Consider the following 20,008-nt stretch of genomic DNA (forward strand, 5'->3'; position numbering starts at 1 on the left):
CCCTAATAGGTGAGTGTTTTTCTTTTTAAGCATAATTTTCCATATACTCTGCTGTAGTATAAGCTGCCCTAATTCACTTGCGATGAATTGTTGTCTAACGGCCATAGTGCTCATCTTTGTTGGTGATACAGTAAAAATTTTACTCGGCTTTGTCTGCGAAAAATGTCATAATAAACTTCTTCCAATATATAAGTTTCATTAGGCTAATCAACCTAACGCTCCATAAGGAGGGACCTCGACTTGCTTTATCAATCACTTTTAAAAAAGGTAAAAAATTTTTTATACATTTCCATACAAAACAAATTTACATAAAAATAGAAAAGGTTTGATCTTTTATAATAATGTTTAATTAAAATTTAGGCTGGAATACGACACGGTTCATCTAGCAAAAATTTATTTCTCATTTTATTGTAAACTTTTTGTTACAAATACACTCTGTATTAGTGAAGGCTTTAGAAAGGAGTGCCTATGGATTCCCATCTTTTGTTGGAGATATACAAGAAGCAAGCAAAGATGATTTATTTTTATTTAAAAAAGAACGGCTGTAGTCATGAAGATGCAGAAGATATTGTTCAAGAAAGCTATACGAAATTCATTGCTTATAGCAGTGGTGTTCCTTCCGACAAAGTACTCTCCTATATTTTTACGATTTCCATGAATGAATTTAAAAAATTGTTAAGGAAACGGGGCAAGGAACAATCCATTTCGATTGACGATGATCATTTTTGGAACAATTTTGCTAATGACCTAGATACGGAACTGAGTGTATTAACGATTGAAATGAATCATGAAATAGCATTTGTTTTAGATCGTATTCAAGAAGTCTTTAAACAGCTTTTACTATTAAAATATGAGCTGGAACTTAGTTATAAAGAGATAGCTTTGTTACTGGGAATGAAGGAAGAAACGGTTAGGACTTATTTATTTCGGGCAAGAAAAGAATTTCAAAAGAAGTGGAGGGAGCTGCATGAATGATTTTTCAAATGATTTTTTTGATGAAAAGAAGATCAAGAAAGCAGTTAGAAGAGGGAAATTGAAGACAATCATTACCGTTATTATCATTTCTATAGTGGTATTCGTAGTTTTAAACATAGCTAATTCTGCAATTTCGGCACATTATAGCCAAAAGGCTTTTAAGCAATGGGATGCTTATGTCCGTCTCAGCACGCCAAACGGATATATAAGTGAAACCGTAGATTCCAAAGCTATATTAGGTGGAGTAAGCAACTATGAAATTTCGAAAGACTTTAAAATCAAATCAGTTGTTATCGAACGAAAACAATACTCTTTTGGTCTCATCTCATCTGTTTTAACATCTAGAGGCTCAGGTGGCAAAATAGGTATTACAGGTGAAGAGTGGCAATTTGGCTATAAAGAAAATGGTTGGCGAGAAATGATGTTTTTCCATCCGAATGTATCCTATAAAAAATATAAAGATGATGAAGAACTGATTGAGCGTATGCAAGGCGATAAAATTTATGAAGTGGCACTTTCCTTTAATCAGCCTTACAAACCAAGTGAACTTTTCATACAGCTTCCCGAAATGACATGGTTTTGGGTAGACACTTATAGTAGTGAACAATTAAACGAGTTTCAACAAGAAGCAAAAGAAAATGATTGGTCTTCAACATTTATTAGAGAAAAAGAAGCGCTAGGCTTCTCAATAAACGCGCCTTATATTTCAATCCATGATTTAGAAGGGGATTATGAACAATTTCTAGAATTACTGCAAATGAGTATTTCTTCTAATCACCAGAATGCTTTTAACAAGATGAAAGATATCAAATTAGAGGATGTAGAAATATTAGGGGCAGTCGTTTATGGAACGAAGGATGAATTAGAAGAAATCCTTGAGAATCCTTACGTTAAAGCTTCTTCACTTGGAGGAGTCATTGAGAATTATTAGGATAAAATAAATAATATTTTTTTGCATTATAAAATGTTAAACAAGCCAACTAATAGAAGCTGGCCATTATTACAGAAAGGGGCGTAATTCTTAAAGAAGAATTGTGCCTTTTTCAGCAATCTGTCCAACTTGTTGAATAACAAACTTTTGTGGAATATTATCGAACACCGGTTCTGTAATATTTCAAAGGAATTCAAAGTTATTTTGTAGAAAATAACTATTTATAATATCAAAAATACTTTATGGAGAGTATGCCATGCAAAATGATTTCATTAATTTTATGATGTACATAGTTTATATTCCGTTAGTAGTTATAATTCATGAATTAGGGCACGCTGCATTTGTTATATTATTCGGAAGAGAAGTTAAAGAAATTCGTTTAGGTGTTGGAGAAGACTTTTTTAGATTTAATAAATTCGTCATAAAGAAGAGCAGTTGGTGGACCGGTTATTGTTCATTGGGGAACATTGATTCGTTAGCTACGTTTAAAAAACTTCTAATTAATTTAGGCGGAATTATTTTTAATCTATCCACTGCAACTTTCATCTGGATAGTCGGGGATGCACAATATGCGGATTGGTATAGGGCATTTATCGTTGCTTCCTACATTACAGCTCTTATTAATATCATTCCTTTCAAATTCCCTAGTTCAAAATTAGAATCAGATGGGCTTCAATGTGTCCAATTGTTGCGTACTGGAAAGCGAGATATCTAACCATTGAAAAGTGTTAAAGTTCCAAAGAATAAGTATCTGAGTAGTTGATTTGTTGAAATAAGGAAATATGATTTAGTTATTATCTAATGTTAGGGGGAAGTTGGTTTATAGTGACTAATAACAGGAATCTACCCATTGTTTCATTGGTACTTGCCTTTTTGTATATTTCAATATTCATTTTTGATAGGCTAGTATTTAATGGGGTTCTATTCCAATTCGGGAGTGGCAAAAGCTTTAATCTGATGCAACAAAATGAATGGTATCGAATCTTAACAGGAGCATTTTTTCATAAAAATATTTTGCATTTATTAGCAAATGTTTTTGGTATTTACTATGTTGGACTTATTTTAGAAGATAAGATTGGCCGTTTGGTTTTTTTACTCATTTATTTAATTGGTAATATCGGCACTTACATAATTTATTCAATTCTTATATCTTATACGGATGGAAACGGCGCATCACCGGGAATTTATGCATTGATTATTTGTATAATTATTTTACATTTCAAGGATCCAACTTTCTTAAATCTAAATTTTAAATCCTATCCAGTTCAATTTACAATCGGGTATTTCATTATCGGCAATTTTTTTAATTTGGGTGCATTCACGGTTCATTTGATTGGTGCTGTTATCGGTGCACTTCTTACTTTCTTCTTTCTAATCATCGGCATATTATTATAAAATTGCCTTTTAAACATTTCCTCTGTTAAATTACAATTTGATCTTCCATAACCGGGCGTAATTCTGCATTAGGAATTATGCTTTTTTTGTGTTAAGGACTAAAACCCTTCAATAAATCAACAGTAAATTAAATGCAGAATATATTGAATCTTTTCTCTTGTATCTCCTGTCAATTTCCTGTAATATTACTTTTAATTTAAAAGGGAGGCAATAATATGAGTAGAGTTGTCTTTACAATTTTCACTACTACACATCATCATACATAATAGTCTTGCTATCTTTATTAATTTTTTTAATATTGCATAGGAAGACTATTTCCCATTGAATCGTATAACTAAAGCCGTTGTGGAGCTTTGTTTTATACGGTTTTTTTATTTGCCTAAAACTAAGGAGGACTTAATTATGAAAAAGATGGACTATCAAAACGTAAGGGGAACGCAGGATTTTTTACCGGAACAAGAGGTAATGCGGAGGGAAATCCGTCGTACGCTGGAGGACACGTTTATATTGTATGGTTGTAAGCCGCTTGAAACACCAATTATTCACTACTCGAAGCTAATGGCATCCAAATATGCAGGTGGAGCAGAAATCTTGCAAGAAATGTATACACTGTCAGACCGGGGTGAACGAGATTTAGCACTTCGCTATGATTTAACGATTCCATTTTCGAAAGTAGTTGCTATGAATCCTGAAATTCCAATGCCTTTTAAGCGCTATGAAATTGGGAAGGTATTTCGCGATGGTCCTATTAAAGCTGGACGTTTCCGTGAATTTACACAATGTGATGTGGATATTGTGGGAGTGAAATCACAAGCAGCCGAGGCAGAGCTGATGTTGATAGCAGTGGATGCGTTTAGTAAATTAGATGTCGATATATTCATTCAATATAATAACCGCAAGCTTCTGTACGGATTACTGCAAATTTTTGAAGTTCCAGAGGAATATATGAACCGGGTTATTTTAGTGTTAGATAAAATGGAGAAAATTGATCGGGCTACATTACTAAAAGAACTTACTGAATTGACTTTGAGTGATGCCTCACTTACTGCGATTGAAGGGTTTTTAGATGCAGAGCCGTCACTGTATTATTTTGATCGGTATATCTCATCAAACTCTTTTGTTAGAGAAGGACTGGCAGAGTTACGTGAACTAAAAGAGTATTTAGAAGCACTTCAAATAGCAGACAATTGTATATTCCACCCGTTTTTAGCCCGTGGATTAGAAATATATACAGGTACAATTTATGAAATTTTCCTGCGTAATGGGTCTATCAAGTCGAGTATCGGCAGTGGAGGTCGTTATGATAATGCGATTGGGGGCTTGATCGGGAGTGACCAAAACTTTGCGACAGTTGGAATCTCCTTTGGTTTAGATGTTATTTATACAGCGTTTGAATTAGCTGGCAAAATATCTTCTGATGCAATTGTAGATATTTATATCATTCCAATCGGTACAGTAAAACAGGCGCTTGTTCTAGCAAGGGCATTGCGTAATGAAGGCAATCGAGTAGAAGTTGAACTTAGTGGCAAGAAGGTTCGTAAGGCAATGGAAAGAGCAAACAAGGGAAATGTGTCAAAGGTTATTGTACTTGGCGAAGATGAGGTTGTTAATAATCAGTACCAATTAAGGAATATGAACACAGGAGAAGTAGAGAAGAGGGCATTCTCGTTTTAAAGTTATTTTGTGACTAAATTTAAGGTAGAGAATTACATCTCCAATTGCTAATTAATAAAGGAGGAGCTGTAGTTTAATAAATTCCTTAATGTAATCGAGTATCGCTGTTTAATAACCTTCATGTAACATTAATTCAGTCCAATCCCTTTCCTTAAACCGGATTGAGGAATTTCTTGTGCTTATCATCCTTATAAATATGATTTACTAAAGCCATTTTCACATGTAATCCAATCGTAAATAACCACTAAATAAAATTAAGTGAAAAATATATTGTATCAGCCTTGAATTGCTTGTAAAGCATTCAAAATGAAAATTATACTTTCTATTATTCAACAATCGGGCGCTTTTGTTGAATAAGCAGTTCTGTTCTTCATGGATTCACGGAGACGAGGATTGTTAAGTAAATAAGAACAAAGTAAAAGCGGTCTTCCACAGATTAGATTATGGAAGGCCGCTTTTTTATTCTAAACACAATTACCATTTATTGTTTGTTGCATCCGATTCACTTAATCATATAGAAATAAAGTAAAATATCTATATAGCTTATGAAGCTTTACGCAATGATTTCATAATTAAGCTCACAATGAAAACTAGTATAATTGCTCCAATGAGAGTAGGGAAGATATAGAAATCAGAAATTTTAGGACCCCAACTTCCAAGAAGCATACCACCAATCCATGCACCGATAATACCTGCGATAATATTACCAATAATTCCACCTGGGATATCTTTCCCCAGAATTATACCTGCAAGCCAACCAATAAGCCCACCAATTATTAAAAACCAAATGAAACTCATACTCTCCATCTCCTATTTTGTATTTTAAATATTTTGCTATAGTGCTTTATAACCTTTATTAACTCCCTTTAAACCATAAGAAGGTGGAGTAAATAAAATTTTGTAGAAGTTTCAAAGAAGATAGTGGACATTATTATATTTAATGTTTTTCTATATGACAAAATCATCTATGGCCTGTTGAAAAATAAGTAAAAAATAGTGCGTCTATTATTATTTCCTTAAACTAAGATAGCATTTATGTCTATTTTTTGTAGATTCGAGATTGGTGTGATTTTTAAAGAAGTACTTGTATTCAACAATCAGGCGTAAATCATGAAGATGAATTATGCTTTTTCAGCAATAGGGCCAGACGGCGGAATAAGATTCCTAACAGAATTTATATAACAGAAGGGGAAATTACAAACTTTGAAGAAATAATTAGGGTAATTTATTATGGGTACTTCAAAATGTTTATCGTAAATGTTGAAGGTGTTGTAAGGAAAAATGATAAGTGGCTTATTATGAAAGAAGCAAGAAGGAGGAACATGCTGGTAGTCTGCTTTCTCCTGTTGGGGGAAAGGTAGAAAAAGAAGGGAATTCGTCGGACATAATAGAGGGACATTGAGGCGAGAAATTTTAGAAGAAGTAGGTGTCAATGTAAAAGATGGGCTAAGTTATATACATAGTCCATCGCTCGTAACAAATAAAGGCGAAAGTGTTGTGGATATTGTTTCTCTTTGTGAATATGAATCAGGAGAAGCATTTTCTAAAAGTACTGATGAAGTAGAGAATGTATTATGGTTAACTACTGAGGAAGTATTAAGCTATCCAAATTCACCAATTTATTTAAAGGAAAGCATTAATCGAGCGGAGACTTTGATTAGAATCCAATCTTCAATAAATGCTTTTAATGATTAAAAATAAGTGTAGGGTTTCTAATTGAATAGCGAACTTCAACAATCGGACCATTATGCAGAATAAGTTAATTCGTAAGGAGTGACAGAAAATGAGTATTGAAAAAGATGAAATATACCCCAACTGCCCGATCACTGTTCGAACAGTTGAAATTGGCGGTCTTACAAAATCGCAACTTTTTCAAAAATTAAAACAGCATTCTATTTTGTTAAATAAATTTGCAGAGCAGTTATTTGCTAATGATAAATTTATTGTCTCCGATAAAATCTACAGTGTGAAGACAGTTGAACTCAAGGTGCGAGATCTTGGCTTTCCCGAAGGAGCCACTATACCTCAGGTTTATAAAAAAGCGAAACAACTGGATTTAAAATTATGCCCACTAGAGTTAGGTCCATACTTAAGATTAAACTATCTGGACCAACCAGAAGGTTATTTAGGGAAGCCTGCTTGGAAAAATCGGTCTCCGTATTGTGCTGTTAAAGTAGCAACGGAGATATTTTCTAATGATGTAGATTTTCCGAAAGGCTTCTATCTAAGAAAGATTGAGGGCGTGTTGTGGTTACGTGGGTATATTGCTGATGATTTGCACGTTTTAGATCCAAATGATCACATTATCTTTTGTCAAAATTAATACCCAAAATAAAAAGTGTCTACTCAATTAAAAGGCGCAATTGTGGAACAGCACCCTCAGGAAATGGTCAAACTTCTTAATAAATTATAGGTAGAATTAATAGTAAAAGTGGCCGCTTTTATACTATCAAAAGCGGCCACTCAGGTAATATCATCTTTTTTCGTTGCGAATCATATGTAGTGCCTTCGCGAGCATCTGCGCGTTTTTCTCTTCGATTTCCGCCTTACGCGGAATTGGTTCATATAGGGGACTCGGATCTTCCCATGTTGGTATAAGAGGTACGGGAGCTTCATGCTGCCAGCGATCCAACCATTCCTGTGGAAGAGGGCCTGTAGGGTGCTGCTGGTCTGTCATCTCAACCCAAATATGTGACCATGCACGCGGCACTACCCGCCAAATATCGTAACCTCCTCCGCCGACAGCAATCCAGCGGCCATCGCAGTATTCATGCGCCAGCTTATGGGCAAGTTTCGGGATTTCCCGATAAATCTTCATTGTTCCATATAGATGTGTTAACGGGTCGAAATAATGCGCATCCGCACCATTTTGCGTTAACACAACGTCCGGTTTGAAGAATTCAAATACTTCTCTCATAGAAGCTTCATAGATTTCCAGAAAACTTTCATCCTCTGTGAAGGCATCAATTGGGAAGTTAAAGGAAGTTCCATAACCTTTCCCGTTTCCGCGCTCCGTAATATTGCCTGTGCCTGGGAAAAGGTAACGTCCTGTTTCATGAATGGAAAGCGTACAAACATTCGGATCATCATAGAATGCCCACTGTACACCATCCCCATGATGGGCATCCGTATCGACATAGAGGACACGAAGTCCGTACTTTTCCTGCATATAACGAATGGCAACACTGCTGTCATTATAGATACAAAAACCGGATGCACGACCTCGGAAGCCGTGATGCAGACCGCCTCCCAGATTTAGAGCATGCCGTGCGTGCCCTTGAAGCACTTGATCGACTGCCTGTAATGTACCGCCTACAAGAAGGGCACTTGCTTCATGCATATTCGTAAATATAGGTGTATCTTCTGTACCAATGCCATAAGATTCACCCTGCTGAGGTGTCAGCTCCCCATGGCCTGCCTTTTTAACGATATCGATATATCGCGGATCATGGGCAAGGGCAATTTCCTCATCGGTTGCTATACGTGCGGGTACAATATCGTCATCTGAAAGTGTACCGATTTTTTTTAGTAAGTCCATTGTAAGTATTAAACGCTTATGGTTAAACGGGTGTGTGTCTGAAAATTTATAGCCGAGCTGATCTGGTGAGTAAATAAAAACAGCATTTTTCATAATTCAATTCCAGGTAAGTTTGGCCAGAGTACGTCAAACTTTTCTTTTCGTAAGTCTTCAATAATTGCCAACGGGTTCATTACCTGCAGGCGGATACTCAAAATACGGCTATTTTCATTTTCAGAATCGGGATAAACAAGTATGCTAAGCACATTAACTTTATGCTGCCGGAAAATACGTGTAATATCATATAGTATTCCAGGTTTATTAGTAACGCGAATATCCAGCTTGGATGAAGGGCGATTGGCACCCGTCAGTTCAATATACCGATATAGCACATCAGTTGTCGTCACGATTCCCGCAAGTTTTCCTTTTGAGACAATCGGCAGGCAGCTGATTCTATTTTCATAAAGTGTAACAGCGACCTCCTCTACAAAATCCAGGGGATGACCGATAATTGGGTCCTTCACCATAATCTGTTCGAGAGGAGCATCATATATACTGGAATTTTGCTTCTCATGCTGAAAGGCAGGAAGCACATTTTTCAGATCATGCCCTGTCACAATACCTAAAATTTCAAAGTTTTCATTAACAACTGGCAAATGCCGTACTTTCTTTTCACTCATAAGTCGTACAGCGTCACCTACTGTATCAGTGGGAGCCAGTGTATACAGGTCCGTCTGCATAATTTCTTCAACAATCATATACCATTCCCCTTTGTGTAAATGTTGTGAATTAATCTATTTTTCTCTATTTTATTTATTATAGAAGATATTGCTTGCCATTCCTAATCTATGACACTAAAAAGTAAAATTGGAGTGTCTTTTATCATAGGACACTCGTAACTAGAATCTCTAATACATAAACCGGTTTCTGAAGCGCAGTCTGTCAAATCGCTCCATTGTATCTCCGCCTACCCGTTTTCCGACACGGGCCATTAAGCAGTTGGCAGGGTGTGAGGTAATTTCAGGATCATCCGTAGCATAATATTCAAAGTTAACAACACTCATCATATTCTCCATCATTTTTCTGTAATCCCATACATTCAAGCCTGTCCCTTTCAAATCCCAATGCCAATAATATTCCGTTGTAATCACGAGGTAGTCTTCCATCGCTTCATCCATAAAAGATACTTCCAATAACTTTTTACCCACGCCCGTCCCGCGGTAATCGGGAATCACTTCTATTGCTCCCAGCTCGATCATATTGTCTATACGGTCCTCCGACCATCGTTCAAGCGGATCGGGGTATAAATATGTAACATAGCCCAAGACGATTTCACCGCTCCGTACAATAACAATTCTTCCTTCCTCAAGCTTTGCAATGTTAACAAGCGCCTCATGCTGTTGTTTAGGGGGCCTGAAAGCGGTCAGGCGTTCATGCAATGTATATAATGCAAGCTGCTCTGACGGGATGGGACCTTCTACAAGCACCGTGCCATGCCTTGTTTCCTTTTCTACACTATAAAATGTTTTTTTATGTTCCATTTCCACACCACCAAATTATGATAAAACTATTATAACTTATTTTATGCAAAATAACGCTGCTATTTGCGAAAAATATCTAATTTGTGAAAATATTAAAAATATTTTGGTAATTAATAATCTTATATTGTAGAATATAATTATGTTCTCGAAGAAAGGGGTAGTTTTCATGGGGATGAAAATGATAGAGAAACTAGCAGTAATTCCAGGGGATCATCGCTTAGCAAGCTATGAGGAAACAGCTGCAACACATGACTGGAAGGAAACGGAGAAAGCTTTTAGCTGGTATGAGACCGGAAAGGTAAATATGGCATATGAGGCAATCGATCGTCATACAGAAACCGGCCGGAAAAACAAGGTGGCGCTTTATTATAATGACGGCGTCCGCAAAGAAGCCTATTCGTTTAATGAAATGAAGCTGCTGACAAATAAGGCAGCAAATGTGCTGAAAGATGCAACGAACTTAAAGAAGGGGGATCGCTTGTTTATCTTTATGCCGCGTTCTCCGGAGCTGTATTTTTCACTGCTTGGTGCTTTGAAAATGGGTGTGATTGTCGGTCCATTATTTGAAGCATTCATGGAAGGTGCCGTATATGACCGGCTTGCAGACAGTGAGGCATCAGCAATCGTAACAACGCCTGACCTGCTTTCACGCGTGCCGGTAGAAAAGCTGCCGCATTTAAAGACGATCTTCCTTGTTGGAGAGGATATTGAAGAAACAGAAAAGGTTGTTGACTTCAATAGACGGATGGCGTCTGCTTCGAACAAATTTAATATCGAATGGGTCGATAAAGAAGACGGGATGGTCCTTCATTATACTTCCGGTTCTACAGGAGCGCCAAAAGGTGTACTCCATGTCCATTATGCAATGGTACAACAATACCAGACGACACAGTGGGTACTGGATCTGAATGATCAAGATGTTTATTGGTGTACCGCTGACCCGGGCTGGGTGACAGGTACAGCCTATGGTGTTTTTGGACCTTGGTTAAACGGTGCGACAAGCTTAATATTAGGAGGGCGGTTTAGTCCACAGGCATGGTATCGAGCTATACAGGATTATGGGGTAACAGTATGGTATAGTGCACCGACAGCATTCCGCATGCTGGCAGGAGCAGGCAGAGGTGTATTGGAACAATATGACCTTTCTTCACTTCGACATATATTATCGGTTGGGGAGCCGTTAAATCCAGAAGTGATCCGATGGGGCGCTGATGAGCTGGGACACCGTATCCATGATACATGGTGGATGACTGAAACGGGTGGTCATATGATCTGCAACTATCCAAGTATGGACATTAAGCCAGGTTCTATGGGCAAGCCAATACCGGGTGTTTATGCGACGATTGTAGATGATGATGGTCAGGAAGTGCCTCCATTTACAATGGGGAATTTGGCGATTAGAAAAGGATGGCCGAGCATGATGCGCAAAATCTGGAATAATCCTGAAAAGTATGACTCCTATTTTTTGAAAGGAGAATGGTACGTATCAGGGGATTCAGCCTATAAGGATGAGGATGGGTATTTTTGGTTTCAAGGCCGTGTGGATGATGTCATCATGACAGCAGGCGAACGAGTCGGCCCATTTGAGGTAGAAAGCAAATTACTGGAGCACCCTGATATTGTAGAGGCAGGGGTTATTGGCAAGCCGGATCCTGTACGGGGGGAAATCATTAAAGCATTTATAGCACTGCGAGAAGGTGTCAATCCTTCGGAAGAGCTGGAGGCAGATATTAAAGAGTTTGTTAAACGCGGGCTTTCTGCACATGCTGCCCCTAGAGAAATCGAATTTAAGGATAAATTACCGAAAACCCGCAGCGGTAAAATTATGCGGCGTGTCCTAAAGGCCTGGGAGCTTGATTTACCCGCAGGTGATCTATCGACAATGGAAGATTAGTTATTTTAGGATAAATAAAAAATGTAAAAAAGTTATCAAAATATTATTTTATAGATATTAATTTTTATACAGATTAATGCATATTGTAATATTTGCTTAAAAAGGGTATTTCGAAAATAAATCGAAATACCCTCTTTTTTATAAAGAAAAATGAGTAAAAGAAATTACATACAAAGCATGTAAGCTAAATATTCGGAATAGTATATATTTATATAAAAATACAGTTGACTAAATATTTATACATGCTTATACTTATTTTTATCTTACAGTTTGAGAAAATAAGAGGAGTATAGAATGGTATCGGCCGTTTTGAAGCGGCAGGCGTTATTCGGATTATAGGGGGATAAACATGAAAGTTGGTATTATCGGTGCCACAGGCTATGGTGGCTTGGAGCTAATTCGGTTTTTATACAATCATAAGGAAGTAGAAAGGCTGGAATTGTTTACATCATCTGAGGAGGGGACGCTATTTTCTTCAAAATTCCCTCATCTAGCAAATATGTATGAACAGCCGCTGCAAAAAATAGACTATGATGTGCTGAGCCAATTTGATGTTGTATTTGCCAGCACACCATCCGGGGTTTCGACCGATCTCTTCCCTCCATTGGTAAATCGCGGCCCAAAGCTTATTGACCTATCGGGAGATTTTCGGCTTAAGAATCCTGACAGCTATGAAACGTGGTACAAAAAAACGCCGCCCCCGCCAGAAATAGTAGAAGCAAGTGTATACGGGTTGACAGAGTGGAATGAACGGGCAATTAAGGAAGCAGCATTAATCGCTAATCCAGGATGCTATCCAACAGCTGTTTTACTATCCCTGCTTCCATTGATTAAGGAAAAATGCATTGATCCAAGCTTTCTTATAATAGATGCAAAAAGCGGAATATCAGGAGCAGGTAATAAGCCTTCACAAACAACGCATTATAGCGAAGCTAACGAATCACTTTCTATCTATAAAATTAATGAACACCAACATATTCCCGAAATTGAGCAGGCAATCAGCATGTTTGCCGGAGTAGAGACGAAAATTTCGTTCAATACGCACCTTGTTCCGATGACACGTGGTATTTTATCTACTTCATATGCACAGGTAATGCCGGGCATCACGCAGAAACAGCTTACAGACTGTCTACAAGCTGCTTATGAGCACCAGCCGTTTGTACGGGTAGTAGAGGATGCGACATCTGTAGGAACGAACAGGGTAAAAGGGTCGAACTATTGTGATGTATTTGCCAAGCTGGATGAGAGGACAGGACGCGCGACAATTATAGGCGTGATTGACAATCTTGTAAAGGGTGCGGCTGGCCAGGCAATCCAAAATATGAATGTGCAAATGAATTTACCGCAGACATTAGGATTACAGGTTGTACCGTTATTCATATAAGGAGGAATAATTATGGCGATGATTGAAATGAAACAAATACAGAACAAAAATATTGTATCACCAAGAGGTTTTACAGCTGCCGGCGTCCAGTGCGGCATTAAAAAGCATAAAAAAGATTTGGCTATATTGGTCAGCGATGTCCCTGCTTCTGTAGCAGGTGTCTTTACAACGAATGCCGTGCAGGCGGCTCCTCTGAAGGTAACAAAGGAAGTCGTCTATAATACTGGTAAAATGCAGGCGGTCATCGTAAATTCAGGGAATGCCAATGCGTGTACTGGTAAACAAGGGATAGCCGATGCCTATGAGATGCAGGCTCTTGCTGCCCAAAAGTTGGGAATCGAGCCGTATCTTGTAGGGGTAGCTTCAACCGGTGTCATCGGTGAGGTCATGAAAATGGAACCGGTAAAGAAAGGAATCGAAATGTTAGTACCGGATGCTGAGCTGGAAAGCGGCATAGACTTTGCACAGGCTATTTTAACAACTGATACAGTAATGAAAAATACAACCTATATTACAACTATTGATGATAGGGAAGTAATTATATCTGGAACAGCAAAAGGCTCCGGTATGATCGAACCGAATATGGCGACAATGCTCGGTTTTATCACAACAGATGCAGCTATCGAATCAGCAGAGCTTCAACAGGCGTTATCTGCCATTACAAATGTGACATTTAATGCCATTACGGTAGACGGTGATACATCGACAAATGACATGGTAGTGGTAATGGCCAATGGATTGGCGGGAAATACACCACTGTCGCCGGCGCATCCGGATTGGGAAAACTTTTATACAGCACTTCGTTTGGTAGCGGAGGACTTAGCAAAATCAATTGCCCGTGACGGTGAAGGCGCAACAAAGCTGATAGAGGTAGAGGTGGAAGGGGCGGTTTCTAATGAAGAAGCTCGTAAAATCGCCAAAACGGTAGTAGGATCTCCATTAGTCAAGACAGCTGTTTTTGGCTGTGATGCCAACTGGGGCCGTATTATCGCAGCAGTAGGCTACAGTGGTGCTACAGTTGACCCTGGCAGCATTACAATAAAAATTGGCGGGGCCACGATGGTGGAAAATGGAGAGCCGATTTCTTTTTCAGAAGAGGAGCTCATTGAAATTTTGAAGCAGCAAGAAGTAAAAATTTATGTGTCTCTCGGAGTAGGTAAAGGGCACGGATTTGCATGGGGGTGCGATTTAACATATGACTATGTCCAAATCAATGCATCATACCGCTCGTAAAATAGTAGTAAAGCTTGGTGGAAGTACACTAGAAGGCTTAAATGAAGCCTTCTTTCGTAATTTCAAAGCACTTCAGAATGAAGGATATGAAATCATTATTACACACGGTGGCGGTCCGGCTATTAATCGTGCGTTGGAAAAGGAAAATATAGAGTCCTATACTATTAATGGGTTGCGTGTCACTAGTGAAGAAATGATAGATATTGTACAATCTACATTAATCGGTAAAGTCAATCCGGCACTTGTTCAACAATTGAATGCAGCAGGCATACCGGCAATCGGATTAAATGGCTTTGATGCAGCATTATTAGAAAGTACATATTTAGATCAGGACGTATATGGGTTTGTCGGAGAAGTCGTGCGTGTAAATACACAGTTGCTTGATACGTTAACAGCAGCAGGTATCGTACCGGTAGTTGCCTGCATAGGTATGTCAAAAGAAGGGCAGGCGCTAAATATCAATGGAGATACGGTGGCAAGTGGAATAGCTTTGGCTGTCCATGCAGAAAGCTTGCTGCTTGTAACAGACGTTGCAGGCATTCGGATCAAGGATGATTATCAAGTAACTGCAGTTGAAACAGATATTGCAGGCTGGATAGAAAAAGGACACATTTACGGAGGGATGATTCCGAAGGTGCAGGGAGCAGTTGCTTGTCTGCAGGCAGGCATTCCAGCTGTCCAAATTGTGAACGATGCATTGCAGGGTACGACAATTAAAAAAGAAGGGTAAGTGAAGAGAACAATGGGTGCATTATTTCAAAACTACGCAAGACGGCCAATTGCCATTGTAGAGGGGAAAGGAACAGAAGTATTTGATTCAACCGGCAAGCGTTATTTGGACTTCACAAGCGGGATTGCTGTCTGTGCTCTAGGGCATGCACATCCTATCCTCGTAAAGGCTATTCAGGAGCAAAGCGAGAAGCTATGGCATATTAGTAACCTGTTTCAAAGTCCCGGACAGGAAAAGCTTGCTGAAACGCTGGTGGAAAATCTTCATCTATCCCATGCATTCTTCTGTAACAGTGGGGCTGAAGCGAATGAGGCAGCGATTAAACTGGCACGGAAACATACCGGAAAACATAAAATCATTGTCTTTCAGCAGTCATTCCATGGGCGTACATTCGGAGCGATGAGTGCTACAGGTCAGGATAAGGTACGGAATGGTTTTGGCCCGCTTGTAAGTGAATTTATTACTTTGCCATTTAACGATGCGGCAGCGTTAAAGGCTGCCGTCGATGGAGAAACAGCTGCTATCATGCTTGAGCTTATTCAAGGTGAAGGCGGTGTTAATCCAGTAACGGATGAATTTGCGGCAGCGATCAATGAGATTCACCAGTCAACAGATGTCTTATTAATCGTAGATGAAGTACAGACAGGAATTGGTCGTACCGGTACACGTTTTGCATTTGAACAAACCGTATTAAAGCCGGATATTGTCTCCATGGCAAAAGGACTTGGCGGTGGATTCCCGATTGGTGGTATTTTAGGAACAGCGGAAATGTTCGATACGTTCAGCGCCGGTACACATGGCACTACTTTCGGGGGAAATCCGCTGGGCGTAGCGGTGGCACAGGCAGTGCTTGGAGAAGTATTCAAGGATGAATTCCTGCAAAGTGTACAAGAAAAATCCGTTTATTTTATTAACAGACTGAAAGAAGCATTACCGCACGCAAAGGTAAATGGCAAAGGCCTAATGCTTGGAGTGGGCTGGGGTGAAGAGGTGGCACCTTATGTAGCGGCCTTAGATGAGGCAGGCTTGCTTACGGTGGCGGCAGGTCCATATGTAATCCGTCTACTCCCGCCGTTAACAGTATCGAAAGAGGAAATTGATGAAGCAGTGAATATTTTAAAATCAGTTATTACTAAGTAAAAAAGGACCTATCGTAAAAAGCAAATGCTTTTTACGATAGGTCCTTTCCTGTGCATGGTCGACTATGAAGTGTTGCATCTTCCTGGGATACAATAAAATACGATTCCTAACATTGCAAAAGGTTTTTCTTCTTATTGGTTTTAAGAAATATAAATACGCCGGACAGTATAAAAACTGTCCGGCGTATTCTTAATTGTTAGGATCAGAGGATGTATTTCCTTCTCCATTGTCACTATCGACATCGGAGTTGGTTGTTTCATCTTCGTTGGTTTCATCAGTCTCACCTGATGTATTGCCGTCATTTTGGCCGTCTCCATTTGGATTTTCACCGCTTGGATCTGTATAGTCAGGTGTGGATGGTACAGTATCCTCCGGAGCCTCTCCAGCTATTACATTCGAATGGCCGGATTCCAGGCCGGTAATATCTACAGCCACTACTACGTAGGAAGTACCTGGTGTTACGGAAATGCTGCGGCCGCCTGAGCTGCGTACAGAAGTAACGAGTGAGCGTGAGCCGCCTGTTACATTGTAAACACGGTAGCCTACTACATCATTTGAACCGGATTTTGTCCAGCTTAACGTATTGCCGTTTAACGAAGCAGATACGGCGGCAGGTGGAGCACCGTCTGCATTAAATGTGGCTCCGCTTAAAGCCGTCACACTTAAGGATGAATTATTTGGCAATAGCTTAGACGCATCGCCGCCAAGCCGTCCCAGCATACGTTTGGCAAAGTCAGCATTTAATCCAAACCCGCTGCCTGTAACAAATTCGGCAGGCGTGGATGCTAAAGCCTGATAGTATTTGCCGTCAATTTGCACAACCGGTGAGCCAGATGCGAAGCTATCATCTACTCCGCTTGGTAGGAATGCCCGGTTAAACAAATCAGATCGCACAAGTCCTGCACTTGAACAAGCCGCAGAAGGGGGACGCCCTGAAATACCGCAGAAGGACGCATTTACGACCCCGGCTGGTTTTTGGAATCGCTCCTGTGTGCCGATAAGCTCTCTATTGCTGTCATAAGCGGCGTTCATTAACGTTGCCCACATCATATTGACACGCGTACTTGGCTGGAAGTACGTGCTGGTAAATGTATTTAATGTCCGCTGTTTATCATAGCCCATCCATACACCGAGCGTCACATTCGGGTTATAGCCAACGAGCCATACATCGCGATAATCTTGGGACGTACCCGTTTTACCAGCGAAGTCTGCTGAGAATTTCAACATACTTTTTGCCCGTGTACCTGTACCATATTCAAATACATCACGCATCATATCGGTAATCATGTAGGATGTTTCCGGGCTGAATACAGGCGCTGCCTCTACTTTATGTTCATAAATGACATGGCCATCTAGATCCACGATTTTATCAATCATGTAGGCATCAATGAACTGGCCGCTATTGGCAAATGTAGCAAAAGCATTCGTATTCTCCTCTACACTCGTACCTATATGAAGACCGCCGATAGCTGTAGAAAGATTCACATAGTCTTCATCCACAAGTCGGGAGAAGCCCATTTTCTCAAGGAATGTAGCAGGTTTTCGGTCGAGAATGGAGTCATAAAGGCGAAGAGCCGTCAAGTTTTGGGAATGCGCTAAAGCTTCCCGCGCCGGGATAATACCCCGTTCTTCATTCTCAAGGTAGTTAGCCGGTTCATAATCGGGGAGCTTGAATTTCACATCGACTACCGGACTTCCTGCACCTATGACTCCATATTCTAAAGCGGGGCCATATGCAAGTAATGGCTTCATAGTGGAACCATTTGGCCTGAATGCCTGTGTTGCGTAATTCAAATCCTTAAGCTCAAAATCACGGCCGCCGACAAAGCTGATGATGCGTCCTGTCGTATTTTCCATTAAGACACTGCCGACTTGGACAGGCATTTGAACTTCGACTTCTTCACCTTCTTCATTTGTCGTTATTTCTGTATACGTATGACCATAATATTTAAAGTTTCTTGCCGCTTCATTCATCTTATCGTATACTTCCTTATCGATCGTTGAGTAGATGCGGTAGCCGGAAGAACGAATATCGCGGTCTGCTAAAATAAGATACTTCTTCTTCAATTTTTCTTCTTCGTCAAGTCGCTCCGGATCAATGCCATCACGCTCAGCCAGTATTTTTGCCATAATTTCTTTGGCACGGCTTTCGATTTCAGCAGTAATCCATGGATACATTTCGTTGGCACGCGGTACAGGGTCTCGGAAATCTTTTATAATATCATAATTCATCGCTTCATTATACTGAGCTTCCGTAATGTATCCGACTTCCTTCATCCGGTACAGCACCGTTTTCATCCGGTCAACGCCAGGCTTTAACCCGGCCTCATCCTTCAACTCGCCTGTTTGTTTAAATGGTGTATACGTAAAGGGTGCCTGCGGGATACCGGCAATATAGGCTGCCTGTGCTAAATTAAGGTCTCCCGGCTTTACCCCGAAAATCCCTTCGGCAGCAGTAGCAATTCCTGCAATATTATTCCCGGATGAGTTACGTCCATAAGGAATGATATTTAAGTAAGCCTCTAAAATTTCTTCCTTTGTCATAAAATGCTCGATTCGCATAGCGAGCAGGATTTCCTTTGCCTTCCGCTCATAGGAAACCTCGTTTGTTAAAATTTGGTTCTTAATTAACTGCTGTGTTAATGTTGAACCGCCTGTTTGGGTTGAAGAGTTCGTCATATCCTGCACCAGCCCACGGATAACCGCTTTTGGGACAATGCCGTTATGTTCCCGGAAATATTCATCCTCTGTTGCTAATACCGCATTCACAACAAACGGTGCGACAGCAGAAAGGGATGTTTCACGACGCTCTAGATCAGTACGAAGTTTTCCTATGTAGATTTCATTTGCAAAATAAATCTCACTCGTTTCCTCATAGTTAAATATTTCCTCGCGCATTTCTGCACTTGAACGCAGAGGCTCTTCTTTTACAAGTGAGGCGAAATAGCCTGCACCGACCGAGACGGCAAATATGCCGGCTGTCACTAAAAAGATGATAAATAATAAAGCTAAATTCCAAAAAACGCCACCCGTTATGCGTAGACGGCGGCCCCATTCAGATTTAGCGAAAGTCTCAATACGCTCATTTAATTGTTCGATCCATTCCTTCACTTAATCGACCTCCTAAATCTAAGCTATTATAGCATATTTCTGAAATAGTGGTGTGATATATTGACATTACAAAAAGATTGGGTACAATAGTCTGTATAGTTTTCAAGCATTGAAGAGATTGCAGTAGTGTAGCATGTTCCCTGTTGTAGAGAGCCGGCGGTTGGTGGAAGCCGGTCAAAGCATGTACATGAAGTACGGTCTTGGAGTTTGAACGTGTCCGTCGCGTTAAGACGGTTCGAGTGGAAGATGATGTCTTCAAGCCGGGTGGTACCGCGTTATGTATAAACGTCCCTGCATGCAAATTTGCGTGCGGGGATTTTTTTGGTTCGTTAAGTTATCCAGAAGAAAAGGCATCATACCGGTTTGCTTTGACCGATATGTGCCCCTCTAAATTGCTTGAATAGATGAAGAGGATACTACGGAGCAAATGTGCTCCAGCCTTGCTCAGTTTTTCAATAAACCTAACCAACCTATAAGAGATAC

The 20,008-nt window shown here is 39.8% G+C and carries 16 protein-coding genes, 1 pseudogene and 1 other annotated feature; of the genes and pseudogenes, 12 read left to right on the top strand and 5 right to left on the bottom strand.

Annotation, left to right across the window (positions count from 1 at the left end; translation table 11 throughout):
* Positions 1-486 precede the first annotated feature (486 nt).
* The 5 genes from BOD01S_RS14815 to BOD01S_RS14835 all read left to right on the top strand — a co-directional run bounded on the left by BOD01S_RS14815 (position 487) and on the right by BOD01S_RS14835 (position 4,975).
* Complete coding sequence (locus tag BOD01S_RS14815) at positions 487-975, top strand: RNA polymerase sigma factor (protein ID WP_244887320.1); 489 nt, start codon at positions 487-489, stop codon at positions 973-975.
* Positions 968-1,906: an anti sigma factor C-terminal domain-containing protein gene (locus BOD01S_RS14820; RefSeq protein WP_036156162.1), complete on the top strand. Its 939-nt coding sequence runs from the start codon at positions 968-970 to the stop codon at positions 1,904-1,906. Before BOD01S_RS14815 ends, BOD01S_RS14820 begins: the two co-directional genes overlap by 8 nt.
* 256 nt (positions 1,907-2,162) lie before the next feature.
* The gene (locus BOD01S_RS14825; RefSeq protein WP_036156164.1) at positions 2,163-2,621 is read left to right on the top strand and encodes a site-2 protease family protein; all 459 of its coding nucleotides are present in this window, start codon (positions 2,163-2,165) and stop codon (positions 2,619-2,621) included.
* A gap of 242 nt (positions 2,622-2,863) precedes the next feature.
* Positions 2,864-3,301, top strand: coding sequence for a rhomboid family intramembrane serine protease (locus BOD01S_RS14830; protein WP_169745622.1), 438 nt, complete (start codon positions 2,864-2,866; stop codon positions 3,299-3,301).
* A 402-nt stretch (positions 3,302-3,703) separates the two neighbouring features.
* Positions 3,704-4,975, top strand: coding sequence for a histidine--tRNA ligase (locus BOD01S_RS14835; protein WP_036156168.1), 1,272 nt, complete (start codon positions 3,704-3,706; stop codon positions 4,973-4,975).
* 543 nt (positions 4,976-5,518) lie between these two features.
* Here the strand turns inward: BOD01S_RS14835 and BOD01S_RS14840 are convergent.
* Complete coding sequence (locus tag BOD01S_RS14840; RefSeq protein WP_036156170.1) at positions 5,519-5,773, bottom strand: GlsB/YeaQ/YmgE family stress response membrane protein; 255 nt, start codon at positions 5,771-5,773, stop codon at positions 5,519-5,521.
* Positions 5,774-6,219: 446 nt separating this feature from the next.
* On the opposite strand from BOD01S_RS14840, the pseudogene BOD01S_RS14845 reads away from it, so the two are divergent.
* Positions 6,220-6,670: pseudogene (locus BOD01S_RS14845) on the top strand (NUDIX domain-containing protein).
* Positions 6,671-6,758: 88 nt separating this feature from the next.
* The gene (locus BOD01S_RS14850) at positions 6,759-7,298 is read left to right on the top strand and encodes a hypothetical protein (protein WP_036156174.1); all 540 of its coding nucleotides are present in this window, start codon (positions 6,759-6,761) and stop codon (positions 7,296-7,298) included.
* Between the two features lie 150 nt (positions 7,299-7,448).
* On the opposite strand, the gene BOD01S_RS14855 is transcribed toward BOD01S_RS14850, so the two are convergent.
* From BOD01S_RS14855 to BOD01S_RS14865, 3 genes are all read right to left on the bottom strand, one after another.
* Complete coding sequence (locus tag BOD01S_RS14855; RefSeq protein ID WP_036156176.1) at positions 7,449-8,606, bottom strand: acetoin utilization protein AcuC; 1,158 nt, start codon at positions 8,604-8,606, stop codon at positions 7,449-7,451.
* Positions 8,603-9,250, bottom strand: a complete 648-nt coding sequence (locus tag BOD01S_RS14860) for an acetoin utilization AcuB family protein (RefSeq protein WP_036156178.1) — start codon at positions 9,248-9,250, stop codon at positions 8,603-8,605. Before BOD01S_RS14860 ends, BOD01S_RS14855 begins: the two co-directional genes overlap by 4 nt.
* A gap of 150 nt (positions 9,251-9,400) precedes the next feature.
* A complete protein-coding gene (locus BOD01S_RS14865; protein WP_036156180.1) occupies positions 9,401-10,033 on the bottom strand; it encodes a GNAT family N-acetyltransferase in 633 nt (210 codons plus the stop codon).
* A gap of 166 nt (positions 10,034-10,199) precedes the next feature.
* On the opposite strand from BOD01S_RS14865, the gene acsA reads away from it, so the two are divergent.
* From acsA to BOD01S_RS14890, 5 genes are all read left to right on the top strand, one after another.
* Complete coding sequence (acsA, locus tag BOD01S_RS14870) at positions 10,200-11,927, top strand: acetate--CoA ligase (RefSeq protein ID WP_407656004.1); 1,728 nt, start codon at positions 10,200-10,202, stop codon at positions 11,925-11,927.
* 349 nt (positions 11,928-12,276) lie between these two features.
* Positions 12,277-13,311 carry an N-acetyl-gamma-glutamyl-phosphate reductase gene (argC, locus tag BOD01S_RS14875; RefSeq protein ID WP_036156182.1) on the top strand — a complete coding sequence of 345 codons (1,035 nt, stop codon included), beginning with the start codon at positions 12,277-12,279 and terminating at the stop codon, positions 13,309-13,311.
* Positions 13,312-13,323: 12 nt separating this feature from the next.
* Positions 13,324-14,544: a bifunctional glutamate N-acetyltransferase/amino-acid acetyltransferase ArgJ gene (gene argJ, locus BOD01S_RS14880; protein WP_269845635.1), complete on the top strand. Its 1,221-nt coding sequence runs from the start codon at positions 13,324-13,326 to the stop codon at positions 14,542-14,544.
* Complete coding sequence (argB, locus tag BOD01S_RS14885) at positions 14,507-15,274, top strand: acetylglutamate kinase (protein ID WP_036156184.1); 768 nt, start codon at positions 14,507-14,509, stop codon at positions 15,272-15,274. Before argJ ends, argB begins: the two co-directional genes overlap by 38 nt.
* 12 nt (positions 15,275-15,286) lie before the next feature.
* Positions 15,287-16,414 (top strand): acetylornithine transaminase, encoded by a 1,128-nt coding sequence (locus BOD01S_RS14890; RefSeq protein WP_036156186.1) that lies wholly within the window; start codon positions 15,287-15,289, stop codon positions 16,412-16,414.
* A 189-nt stretch (positions 16,415-16,603) separates the two neighbouring features.
* Here BOD01S_RS14890 and BOD01S_RS14895 read toward each other — a convergent pair whose 3' ends face one another.
* Positions 16,604-19,525, bottom strand: coding sequence for a transglycosylase domain-containing protein (locus BOD01S_RS14895; protein ID WP_081978011.1), 2,922 nt, complete (start codon positions 19,523-19,525; stop codon positions 16,604-16,606).
* Positions 19,526-19,625: 100 nt separating this feature from the next.
* Positions 19,626-19,821 (top strand) — a binding site (T-box leader).
* The last annotated feature ends 187 nt before the right edge of the window (positions 19,822-20,008 follow it).

The sequence above is a fragment of the Lysinibacillus odysseyi 34hs-1 = NBRC 100172 genome, from assembly GCF_001591965.1.
GTDB lineage: Bacteria > Bacillota > Bacilli > Bacillales_A > Planococcaceae > Lysinibacillus_B > Lysinibacillus_B odysseyi.